Annotated in this window: 9 protein-coding genes and 1 riboswitch; of the genes, 1 reads left to right on the top strand and 8 read right to left on the bottom strand. The window is 37.1% G+C overall.

What is annotated here, in order from left to right:
• Window positions 1–327: 327 nt before the first annotated feature.
• The 3 genes from CHU_RS07850 to CHU_RS07840 all read right to left on the bottom strand — a co-directional run bounded on the left by CHU_RS07850 (window position 328) and on the right by CHU_RS07840 (window position 3,426).
• Window positions 328–759: a peptidylprolyl isomerase gene (locus CHU_RS07850; RefSeq protein ID WP_011584998.1), complete on the bottom strand. Its 432-nt coding sequence runs from the start codon at window positions 757–759 to the stop codon at window positions 328–330.
• A gap of 131 nt (window positions 760–890) precedes the next feature.
• A complete protein-coding gene (locus tag CHU_RS07845; RefSeq protein WP_011584997.1) occupies window positions 891–2,642 on the bottom strand; it encodes a WG repeat-containing protein in 1,752 nt (583 codons plus the stop codon).
• A gap of 187 nt (window positions 2,643–2,829) precedes the next feature.
• Window positions 2,830–3,426, bottom strand: coding sequence for a DNA-3-methyladenine glycosylase (locus tag CHU_RS07840; RefSeq protein WP_011584996.1), 597 nt, complete (start codon window positions 3,424–3,426; stop codon window positions 2,830–2,832).
• Between the two features lie 289 nt (window positions 3,427–3,715).
• Here CHU_RS07840 and CHU_RS07835 point away from each other — a divergent pair, with 289 nt between their 5' ends.
• Window positions 3,716–4,396, top strand: coding sequence for a DUF3575 domain-containing protein (locus CHU_RS07835; RefSeq protein WP_011584995.1), 681 nt, complete (start codon window positions 3,716–3,718; stop codon window positions 4,394–4,396).
• A 3-nt stretch (window positions 4,397–4,399) separates the two neighbouring features.
• On the opposite strand, the gene CHU_RS07830 is transcribed toward CHU_RS07835, so the two are convergent.
• The 5 genes from CHU_RS07830 to rpe all read right to left on the bottom strand — a co-directional run bounded on the left by CHU_RS07830 (window position 4,400) and on the right by rpe (window position 12,480).
• Window positions 4,400–5,422 (bottom strand): YncE family protein, encoded by a 1,023-nt coding sequence (locus CHU_RS07830; RefSeq protein WP_011584994.1) that lies wholly within the window; start codon window positions 5,420–5,422, stop codon window positions 4,400–4,402.
• Window positions 5,422–7,059, bottom strand: coding sequence for a DUF4465 domain-containing protein (locus CHU_RS07825; protein ID WP_011584993.1), 1,638 nt, complete (start codon window positions 7,057–7,059; stop codon window positions 5,422–5,424). The genes CHU_RS07830 and CHU_RS07825 overlap by 1 nt, the downstream gene beginning before the upstream one ends.
• A gap of 7 nt (window positions 7,060–7,066) precedes the next feature.
• The gene (locus CHU_RS07820; protein ID WP_143144159.1) at window positions 7,067–8,971 is read right to left on the bottom strand and encodes a TonB-dependent receptor; all 1,905 of its coding nucleotides are present in this window, start codon (window positions 8,969–8,971) and stop codon (window positions 7,067–7,069) included.
• Between the two features lie 110 nt (window positions 8,972–9,081).
• Window positions 9,082–9,270, bottom strand: a riboswitch (cobalamin riboswitch).
• Between the two features lie 123 nt (window positions 9,271–9,393).
• Window positions 9,394–11,802 carry a TonB-dependent receptor gene (locus CHU_RS07815; RefSeq protein ID WP_011584991.1) on the bottom strand — a complete coding sequence of 803 codons (2,409 nt, stop codon included), beginning with the start codon at window positions 11,800–11,802 and terminating at the stop codon, window positions 9,394–9,396.
• 24 nt (window positions 11,803–11,826) lie between these two features.
• Window positions 11,827–12,480 carry a ribulose-phosphate 3-epimerase gene (gene rpe, locus CHU_RS07810; protein WP_011584990.1) on the bottom strand — a complete coding sequence of 218 codons (654 nt, stop codon included), beginning with the start codon at window positions 12,478–12,480 and terminating at the stop codon, window positions 11,827–11,829.
• Window positions 12,481–12,504 lie beyond the last annotated feature (24 nt).

Here is a 12,504-nt window from a genome sequence, read left to right as displayed (position 1 = left end):
ACAGAGACATTTTATAGATATTAAGTGATTGTTAATGAGTATTTTGTTGTTTCCTTTCGTAGATTATTCTGCCTTTCTGATTTGGCTTCAGGTACTGTTTATAATCACCCTGTCATTGACATAGGAATTTTATGAGACATATATGGTGAAGACATGGTACAACGGTGGGATAACCATGGGATAAACGTAGCTAAACCTTACTTGTTGCCTTCTCCTGTCTTGTCTTAAAATAGCCAATCGATTGTATTTTCAGACATCAGTAATGCATAAAAAAATCCCTGCTTCAATAATTGAACAGGGATTTTTATTTTGGTATATATGAATGAATCAGTTGATCACGATCTTCTGGATTTTATCACCTTCTCTGATCAGATCCACAATTTCAAGACCTTTGGTTACTTTACCAAAGCAGGTATGTAAACCATCCAGCCCGGCTGTTCTTTTACGGTTGTGGCAAATAAAGAATTGTGAACCACCTGTATCTTTTCCTCTGTGTGCCATAGATAATATACCGCGGTCGTGATACTGGCTCGGGTTCTTTGTTTCACATTTAATGGTATATCCCGGCCCGCCGCTGCCAGTACCATTCGGGCAACCAGCCTGAATCACAAAATCAGGAACTACACGGTGAAAATTTAAGCCATCGTAAAATCCGCTTTTCGCAAGTTTAACAAAGTTAGCTACCGCTATAGGTGTATCCTGATCATATAGTTCTACTTTCATAACACCTTTATCGGTGTGAATTTCTCCTGTTGTCATACTATTTATTATTATAGAATACTATTTATCTGTAATTCAAAAGTACGAATTTTTCCGAATATCTATTTAAATATCTATAAATGAATGTGCTGCTTAATAAACCGTTTTATATTATATAAAGCAGTTTGAAATTATTGCAGCTTCTCTCCCATTTTGTTTATGGCATACGTTGCTTTGCCGGTATCAACAATGTATACGCTTGCGTTGGCTTTATCCTGTTTGATTGATACAGCTTTTATCAATTTTGTTTCAATCCCATCCTGATTCAGCAAACACCATTTTTTTGAACGCATCACAGGCACAGGCATTACATTTGACGGATCCATGAATGTATAGAATTCCGTAGAAATCATCGTACCATCAAGACGCATCAATGACCACAGATTATCTTTTTTCACTTTAATATGATTCGGAGCCTGAAGTATAATTTCCTGGTATGCCGAAGGAAGCACACGTTTACCAGTGTTGTCCAGCAAGACTTTCAGGTTGTTTTCGGTTACGATATAATATGTTTTAATTCCAAGCTTCGCTATTTCAACAGATGAATAATTCGGTTCCAGAATATAGTTGCCTGCATGATTTATAATACCTGTATTGTTTCCTTGCCTGATCGTTGCCATGCCATTTGAAAATGGTTCCGCAACATCAAAACCAATATCAAATTTCAGGTTCTGTGCTTTACCGTTATAGTAATACCATTTGTTTTTCTGTTTGATTCGTATAGCTGAAATGGAATCGCTTAGACTTACCTGCTGAAAAGTCTTTACATAAAAAACAGAAGATGTAAGTGGTACAATCAGATCCAGCTGCGGTGTACTTTTCTCATCCGCCTGGTCAGGTTCTTTGCCAACATAATATTCATTATATGCAGATGGAAATATTGTTGTATAAATAGGTTTAACAACAAATGAATCTTTCAGATCAATGATGCCATACAGATTTTTTTCTTTTACAATGGCTGTGCCATTAGAAAAATCAGCCGCATCAACATATTTGGGTTTAATGAAAACTTTTCCTTTAACAGAAGCAAATCCGTATACATTATTTTTTTTGATGCGATAGAAGCCGCTCTGATACGGGGCGATAAATTGATATTCAACCGGCAACAATATGCCGCCTGCCAGATCGAGCAAGCCGTACTGATTGTTTAATTTAGCAATCAGTGTATTTGTTCTGAATACATCCAGCGAATCGTAGGTAGGATTCAGCGTTACTTTTCCAATGTTGTTAAAAATCCCCCATTTGCCATCCTGATTAAAAATAATATCACGCGGTGAAATCTTTTTTACGTTTTCAATATTAGGCTCTAACAGGAAGCCGCCGTTCACATGGTTTACAACACCGAGTTTGCCGTTCTTCTGTATCAATGAACAGTTGGGAGAAAGTACCTGTGCAACGGTGTATTGCGGTACAATGATGTATTTGGTATTGTCTTCATCAAACAAACCCCATAGCCCATCTTTTTTTACCCAGGTAAGTTCTGTACCATGAATGGCATACATATCTGTGAACTGATGTGCCAATACATTTCTTCCTTTGTCATCGATTAAACCCCACATACCACCTTTGGATGCCCATGCTTTGTTGTAGCGGAAGTTTAAAATCTTTTCATATTGTACAGGCACAACAAGATTACCATTGCAGTCAAGTACGCCACATAAATTACCTTTTTGAACAATAGCTTTGTTGCTGCTGTAAGGTGATACTTTGGTAAAGATGGGTTCTATAACCATCATTCCCATTACATCTGCATATCCCCATGCTTTTTTTTCTTTGTCGTAAAACGGGAACAGATCTTCCGGACAGCTGTTTCCCTGCTGTGCCTGTACGTTCAGCGTACAGAGAAGTAATAAAACACAGCTGATTTTTTGAATGAATTTCATAGATATATGTTGTATTTGATTCAATATAATAATGTGATTTGTTGAATTTGTTACAGGGTTAATACGATTGTTGGTTTATGGAACGAATGCTGTTGGTTTATTACGGTTCAATGCTATGGATCAATGTTACGGGGCAATGCTATTGCCCCCTACGGGTTAATCCTATTGCTCCTACGGGTTAATGCGATTAACCCCTACTGATCCATTTGTTGCCTGCAATATAATAACGCCATGGTTTGTCTTTATATTCCTGTGCATAATCAATTCCTACGCGTGTTGTTGATACAATTGATTCAACCGGGATGTTCCGGTCTTCTATCCAGACCGTATTTGCGGATAACGGAATTTTATTGTGTAGCCTGGTAATACCTAATGCCTGTGATAATGCACCGGGGCCGGCAGTAAGTGTTTTGTCCAGTTTCTTTTTATTCCTACGCTGCATCATTATATCAACACCTTCCAGCGGTTCTACCGAGCGGATTAAAATTGCATGGGGTATATTTTCGTTATTTGTAACAACATTGAATAAATGATGTATGCCGTAACAAAGGTACACATATCCGATTCCGCCTTTGTTATAAAATACTTCTGTACGTGTTGTACGTCTGTTGTTGAATGCATGCGATGCTTTATCTTCCGGGGCCTGATAGGCTTCTGTTTCAGTAATTATACCTGCAGTATATTTTCCATCAATATACGTTACGAGTACTTTTCCTAGCAGCTCCTTACTGATCAGCTGTACGTTTTCCCGTAGATAGAAGGATTCAGATAATTTAGGAAACATCGTATATTAAAAGAAATAAAGAATATTTTGTTAAAGCCTACTTTATTGGTGAATGAACAATTAGTAATTTACATGTTAATTGAAACATCATTACATAGAATATCTTTGTAAATATCTATGCATACATCTTAAAGGTTTTTAGTAAAATGCTTTTAGAGCAGATGGATTTCAATAGCAGTTATCAGACATATGCTATAAAAGATGGTTTATGTATAAATTTTAAGCATATTTATGTATAGATTATTTAGTTAAATTTAAGGATATTTATCTAAACTAAATACATATGCATATGTTCTTAATCAGCCGATTTTTAAAAACTATCGTTTTAAGCAGTTTACTCATTATTTCCGCTTATAAAGCTCAGGCACAATTTGATGATGAGCTTCAAGCAAAAAAGAACTGCTTTAAATTCACTCCTCAAGGTTTTTTTGTTTCAACATTTATGTTGTCTTACGAAAGATACATTGCTTCAGGCATTTCTTTGCAGATTACCGGTGGATTATTATCTGCACAGAAAAACTATGACACAAATTATAATGGTACAGCATATAAAGACAAAGATAAAGCTTCAGGCGGACTTGTTGAAGGTATGTTAAAATATTACTTTTTGCGTGGACGTTCACATATGAGCGGTTTGTATGCAGGTCCTTATTATAAATACTCTAAAAATGATTTTGTAATAAATAGAGACGGGACAAGTACATATGATCCTATTACCAGTCAATATACAAGTATGCCGCCTTCACAAATGAAGTATTCAATCACAACGGGTGAATTCGGTGCAGTTTTCGGTTATCAGGTAGTTATAAAAAATTCTTTTGTAATGGATATGTTTGTTGGCGGTGGTGTTAAAAGTTCTGACAATAACAGTCCGGCAACATATACGGATGAACGTTTCTGGATTCTGGAGTCTCAGGATTACAGCGGTGTTGTCCCTAAAGCAGGGTTTAGATTAGGTTTTGTATTCTAGTGCTTATTTAATAAAAAAACCGCCGCTGATAATGCCGGCATTGAAGTGCGTACGTTCGATGCCGGCATTTGTATATATATAGATGGTAGATCGCTGGGAAAAATCACCCGCGTCGCTTACAACAACATCACCGTTTTGCTGCCTGATGCCTAATCCATAAAAGTTTTTACCTGCAGCGTCTATTACTTTTTCTTTTACTGATGCAGAAGTATTGGTAGCTAATTTATAAATATCCCCTTCTATCCAATACATGTGTTTATCGACTTTATTATAATTTAGCTTAGATGCATAGCTGTCATAATTTACACCGGAAATGTTTCGTACCACTTCCCTGTTTATTGGATCCAGGCAACATATAGAAGGAAAGATTGAAAGCGACTTATTTCCACTGCATAAGATCCAGATCTTGTTGTTATCATCTACCGCAATAGATGAACTTCCAAAGCCTATATCCACACTATCTTTTAACACATCTGTATGTGTATCTATCAAATACAGATATCTGCTGTTGGGGCTGGTTACATAAAGCGTATCACGGAAAATAAGCAATTCTTCGGTCCAGTAATTGATGGTGATTTTTTTATTGATTGTGTGCGTGCGTGTATCTACAACGGAGATTCCTTTTCCATACAGATCTGAAACATATCCTTTGTTGTTTGCAGAAAAGCTGATGTATCTGGGTGATGTAAAACCAGATATTGTTTTTGTATTAACAAAGTCGTTGTCTACGATTTCAATTTTTCCTGAATTATTTACGACCAGATAAAATTCATTATTATAATACGATAGAGACTGACATACGTCGCCGGCCTGTTTATTATTCTTTAAATAAAACAGATCCTGTGTAACGGTGTTGGTCGATGAATCATAAAAGCTTACACTTCCGTTGCCCGACATAAAATTACCTTCGTTTACAATGTATATGCCCGTATTAAGCAAATCCGGTAAGGGATCTGATTCCCTTACCGGTGGTTTACATGAACTAATAAGTAAAATGAATGCTATAAATGAAAGAATCCGATTCATCAGTCTATTTTAATAATTTTTTGCGTTGTATTTCCTACACGGATATAGTAGATGCCATTGTTCCATGAAGATGCGTCAATGATGTCTTTTCCTGAAACAATCTGATCTGCCATTAGTATACCATTAGAATCAAAAATAGTTAATTGTTCACCAACGTACGATTGGTTTAATAAAGATATATTAAATGTATTTGAAGATGGGTTTGGATATACCTGAATTATTTGCACGGATGTGTTTTTTACAGATGTTGAAAGTGCATTCTGATTAATTACACCTACTGCATCCAGATCAAATCCACCAGAACCAAAAGCTGTTGGGTATGGATCATTTACCGGGTTACCTAATGAATCTTTTGTTGCAATGCCTGAATTAACTGATCCGATTACATCAATAATTTTTACATGTGTAATATTGTTTACATCTATGAGCGTATTATTTTTTAATTCATCCAGATCAAATGGTGTACCATATCCTGACACATATTTCCCTGCCAGGTTGTGCAATAATGCAGCATCTGTATATCCAAAACTACCAATCTGAGTAAGTGAATTTGTTTTTGAAACGGTAGGAAAACGCACATAATTTATACCATCTGAACTTACTTCAACAAATGCTAATTCAAGAAATTGTCCCGGACCGCTGAAGTTGTTAAATCCATTTTCAAACACAGCAAAATCAGGGCCTGCACCGTTCATCACCGGATATTGAAATTCAAGAATTGCTACGCCATTATCTCCTAATGATACGACTGATCCGTCAGCTTTTAACGTTGCTTTATCATCTGTTCCTACATTGGCCAATGCCCCACCTACTGCAATATCCTGATAACCTCTTGTTACAGCAGCTGCATTTGCCCATGATTTAAATAATAGATCATCTTTAGATAAAGCCTGGGTACTGCCATCTGCAACTGCTACATCATAAAGCGGTTCATTGAAATGATCTATTGCAAAATAGTTTGGAGTGTTCATTCCAAAATTACCATTGTCAGATGAGGTTAAAAGAAAGATTAAGCTATCTACAACACCCAATGGTCTTAGATCTACCCATTTCCATCTGTCTAAAATATAATCTTTTGCATTATCAGTAAAAGTATAATCGGCTAATTTAATTTTTACTGTATCTGAAATAACAGCATTGTTTCTGAAACCAGTAATTGCTAATTGAAAATAATCCGGGTCATTTCCTGATGCGCCTCCAAATTTTTTAGAAATAGTTGGTGTACCATTTTTCATATCTAATACAGCATAAGTAGTATTAGCTACATAAAAACCTGTTACCGGAGATTTTTTTGCTTCATTTTTTAACTGCACAATTGCCTGATCTTTTCCGATTGCAAATTTACCTGAATGGCCAACACCACTGCCTGTATAAACACTGTATTGATTTGTAAACCCAGCTGTTGTTACATCTGTGTGATTAGAATAAGCAAAGCCACCTTCCCAGTAACCATCTCCATATTCTGTGGAATAATTATTTTTAAAATAAGCGTTGCCATCTGTAAAACCGCCAGACTTATCTGCTCCTATCCAGTATCCTGTCTGATCAAGCGGCAAGCTCTCAAATGTTGATGTTATCTGTGTGAATCCCACAACAGATTGTGTTAACAATAATAAACTCGTAAACAGTTTTTTCATATGTGTATTAATTGAATGTATAAGAAATTGTTAATTGATAATTGCGCATCGGCATAGGCCTGCTTGACACAACCTTATAGTTTGTATTAAAGAGATTGTTGATGCGTGCACTTAGTGTGAGTATTGATTTTGCTTTTTTTAAATCAAGTGTAATGTTTGAAAAAACATCAAATAAATGATATGGGTTTAAATAATCTGAATTATCTGAGGTAATGAAACTCCAGGAAGTGTAGTTGTAAATCATTCCGGCTTCAACGCGTCTGGTAGCTATAGATGTTGACAAGGAGTTCTTATAGTAAGGTACATAGATCAGTTGTTTGCCTAAGCGCTGATCTGTGCTTTGCAGATCAGACTCATTGGTGGATTTTGTATAGGCAAAAGAATTACGTATATGAAATGAATATCTGCTGGAATGAATTTTTATACCTGATTCCAATTCAAGCCCTCTTGACCATACGCGTTGAATGTTGTCCGGCATCCAGATACCGTTATTGGGTGTCCACAAAATCCAGTCTGAAATGGTTCGTGTATATCCCGTAACATCCTGATAGATTTCAAATGCATGGTATTTTTTTTCAATTGTAAGCCCTCCTTCATATCCCCAGCCGTGTTCAGGTTTTAACGAGTTGTTTCCTCCCGGATTCCAATACAAATCATTCAAGGAGGGAATGCGGTAATTATAACCGGCTAAGCCATGAAGCTTTAACGTCGGAAAAATAAAATAATTTATACCTAGCGATGGCGTGAATGGCACCCAGGTATTGCACCACTCCTGGCGAACAGACGGCAGGAAAATTAGTTTATTAGTAAGAAAACGAATTGATGAAGAAATAAATACGGCATATTTATTTTGATGAACAGATGATGTAACAAAATTATCCGACATCCCTTCCTGAAGAATCAGCTGAGAACCCGCTAACAGATTTACATGCGTATTAAGCTGATAGCGGTATTCCAGCTCTGCCTGAATAATTCTGCTTGATATAATAGAATGGATATTTGATGTGTCTGATTCATAATTCATTTTATCTTCCTGATACCCTAACCTGCCTTGTATCACGTTGCGTTTCTTCGCGTATGTCCATTGAATCCCCTGTTTCCAGTTACGGTCGTATTGCGTCGCATCTGAATAAAGCGCTGATGTTGTACCCGGCAGATCACGGTTCATCTGTTGATACCATGACCAGTATTTCAGTGTATGATTTTTTATTCTGAAACTATAATCGACATAGACTCCTTTTTGATTTTGTGCAGCGTGATCAATCCGTTTTTTTTCAGCATTAGTGAAATAAGCTATATTATTTTGTGCCTGTTTATAATACGCAGAAATAAATAATTGTTTTGTTGAATCGCCTGCGCGTATAGATGCAATAGGTAATAGCGAGCTGAAGCTTGCCTGCTGGTACGTTATGCGTATTTGTTTTCGTTTTATAAAATCCTGTTGATTGGATAAATGTACGCTGCCTCCTATAGCTCCGCTTCCCATTAAGGAAACCTGAGAACCATATTGAATCTGCAGATTATTAAAAATGAAAGATGGAATGGTAGAATAATCAAGCTGTCCGGTTGTAGGGCTGTTCATGATCATGCCATTCATGGTTGTTTGTGTCTGTGAAGCTGAACCTCCGCGTACGGATATACTTGCAAGAGAAGATACACCGTATGCTTTAATGTATACCGATGACTGGTTACTTAATACATCTGCCAGTGAACCGGGATTGTTTTTTAAATAGGCCGAATCAATCGTAATAGATTTACTTCCGGCAGAAAAATCGTTGTAGCGGTAATCATTTACCTGCATTACAGGCATCACATATACAGAGTCTGTATTAATTTGTGCAAAGCAATAGTAGTTACCTGTTAAGACAGGTAATACAAGTAAAATGAGACGTATGAATGTACTTGATTGCATCAAATGATTTTTATAAATCATCCGAGCTTAGATGTTACAGGAAGATAAATGCAATAATGCAGATTAACACCTGCATTTAGAACTTACCCGCTAGCCTTTTCACCGAAAGCTTCGAATAGTGTGTTAGTGGCAGGTCTTCTGACTTACTCTGTTATATCCGCCTTCCCAAATAAATTCAGTGGCTAAATGAAATATAACGTAATGATGAGCTTACAGCAGCGGGAACTGTTCCGGATTTACACCGGCTTCCCTTTTAATTATTTCAAACGTTGAAATAAACCATTAACGGGAACAAAGGTAGTACTTTTTTTTGACGATGCAAGATATGTCTGGTTACCAGCTGCTAGTCGCTAGTTTCCAGACGAAAAAGTACTTAATACTTAATACCTATTGTCTAATAACTGGGAACCAGTTACTAATTACTAAAACCTAACTATTGTCTTTAGGTTGACAACTCTGGCTGTGAGGGTATTTGGTACAGCATACGTGTTGCCGCTGTAATCCGGAATCCATAAATAGGAAATAGTATTAGAAGTTCCCAATAAGTTCAGAACTTCTAAGCTGATCCAGATGGATTCAAATACCTTACGTTGAATCAGATCTTTGTCGTTAAATGAAATGAGTTTTGAAAAACCGATATCGACTCGTCTGTAAGCAGGTGCACGGAGCGATGAACGATACTCCGGATTTCCGGGAGGGCCGAATGGTAAGCCTGAAGCAAATTGCAGATTCAGGTATACTTTGATTGTGGGATTGTTAGGAATGTGATCCTGAAAGAAAATGGCTGCCGTAACGCGCTGGTCTGTAGGGCGACGGATATAGCCTCGGTTGTCATCAGCGATATTTTCTTTGGTAGAAAGAATACCTAAATTAAACCAGCTCTCCACTCCTTTTACAAACTCGCCATTCAACCGCATGTCAAAGCCCGTTGCATAAGCGGTTCCGTCGTTATACCCATAATAACGCAGACGTACATCATACAAATCATAAGGCACAATGCGATCAATATATTTAACGTATGCTTCTGTAATTAAGGTAAATTTTCTTCCCCAGCGCAGAAACTGTTTATCCATACCTGCGATAAAATGATACGAACGCTGAGCTTTTATTCCGGTGTTTACCGTACCATCTATAGCGCGCATTTCTCTGTAATAGGCCGGCTGCTGATATAAACCTGTACCGATCCGGAATTTAATCAACGTATTGTTTCTTGGCTGGTATGTATACTGCAGCCTGGGTGACACAAGCAGCTGTTCATTCAGAGACCAGTAATTTAACCGTACACCTGTAATAAAGGTATGTGTTGAATCTATAAAGTGTGTGTATTGACCGTATGCCTGAAGACGGCTAGAATTCAACAGCGTGTTTTTGTAGACAGATCTGGTAAGATCAACATAGGAAGCAGAGTCTGAAAAATTATATTCTTCAAAATGATCGTTTATCATTTCACGCTGAACAGAAGCGCCGAAATCAATTTGATTTTGTTTATTGATGTGATAGGTGCTGCGGTTATTTACATTAATGGATGCTGCTTTAAATAAATTTCGTCCATGTTCAAAATACGAACCAATGCCTTTGGTTATAACATCCTGGTTGTAGCTTGGTGAATTGGGATCCTGATCCACAGAGTTTATTTTATATCCGGATTCCACATCATAATATTCTCTTTCGGAAGCTATGTATCCATTTAAACCAAACGCTGTTTTAAAGGCATTATTAAAACGATGCATGTAACGTACTCCGCCTTGTACTGTCTGGTAGGTTAATATATCCCTGCCATCAAACGCTACATTAAAACGAAGCGGATCGTCCAGTGTACCAAATGTTGTCTGACGTGTTGTTGGAGTAATTTCATATTTGTTATTCGAAACAATAAACAGGAGGTCCACTTTAGAAATGCCCTGAGAGTATTTGTATTTGTTCTTTGATGTAATATCATACGTCAGTAACGTTTGCCAATCCCAAAACACAGGCTTGTATTCGCCTTTAGTATCTAACGTTTTTAATAAATAGGACGCAGATTTTAATCGTGCTCCAGACACAAAAGACAAACGGTTATTTATACTTATGCCTTCTATATGGGCTGCACCACCCAGAAAACCTGCCGTTACAGATCCGGCATACCGCCTGGGTGTTTTATAGCTGGCATTTAAAACGGATGAAAGCTTATCTCCGTATTTAGCTTCCCAGCCACCGGTGCTGAATGATACTCGGTTTATAAGGTCTGTATTGACCGTACTCAGTCCTTGCTGCTGGCCGGCTTTAGCCAGTTGAGGTGTGTAAATTTCAATATCGTTGATGTAAATTAAATTTTCATCGAAGTTTCCCCCACGTGCAGAATATTGCGTGGAAAGTTCATTGTTTGAAGTTACACCCAATGCCATTGCTGGAAGCACTTTTGTAAAATCTCCAAAGGCCGACGGAAGATATTTTGCATCTTTTGTATTTATTTCTACCGAATTATACAATAAGGTATCTTTAGAATAATCAATGATGTCAATCGTTTTTCCTTCAACAATATTTTCTTCTGCTTTAATGTTCAGGTATATTACCTGATTTGCTTTTGCTTGCAATGTTGTTGGTGTTTTTTTGTAGCCAAGCGATTTAATGGAAATAACAACAGGCTTACAACACGGTATTGTTGCAGAATAAAAACCTGAAGTATTGGAAACGGCTAACGGAATGGTGTCATTTAAAAAGACATATGCACCGGGAATAGAATCTCCTTCGGCATTTAGTATATATCCTTTAATAGTGGCGTGTTGAGAAAAACAATAACCTGTCAGAAGTATGGATAAGAGAAACGTAAAAAAAAATCGTGCTATATACATCTGACAGGTTAACGAACGGATCGCTTATATATTTTTGAGTTGTTCAATTGTTGCTACAGGATCTTTTGCAGAGAAAACATAATTGCCGGCAACAAGTACATCTGCACCTGCCTGAACCAATTTAGGTCCTGTAACTTCATTTACGCCTCCATCTATTTCAATCAATACGTTTGCATTGTTTTCCTGTATCAATTGTTTCAGATCCCGTACTTTCTGGTACGTATGTTCAATGAATTTCTGTCCGCCAAAACCCGGGTTTACAGACATCATACAAACAAGATCAATGTCTTTGATCACATCCTTTAACAGATGAATAGGTGTATGTGGATTGATTGCAATACCTGCTTTACAACCAACATCTTTTATTTGATAAATGGTACGGTGCAAGTGGGTACATGCTTCATAGTGTACAGAAATATTTGCGGCACCGGAGTCTTTAAATGTCTGAATATATTTCTCAGGATTTACAATCATTAAATGCACATCCAACGGTTTTGCTGCATGTTTATTAATTGCCTGCATAACAGGAAATCCAAAAGAGATATTGGGAACAAAAACGCCGTCCATAATATCAATATGAAACCAATCCGCTTTACTGGAGTTGATCATTTTAACATCTCTCTCCAGATTTGCGAAGTCTGCAGATAATACACTTGGTGCTATAAGTACGTTTGCCATAAGTACAAATATAATAAAAGCTGC

Origin of the sequence: Cytophaga hutchinsonii ATCC 33406 (assembly GCF_000014145.1) — a bacterium.
Lineage (GTDB): Bacteria > Bacteroidota > Bacteroidia > Cytophagales > Cytophagaceae > Cytophaga > Cytophaga hutchinsonii.
This window is presented reverse-complemented; position numbering and strand designations above follow the sequence as displayed.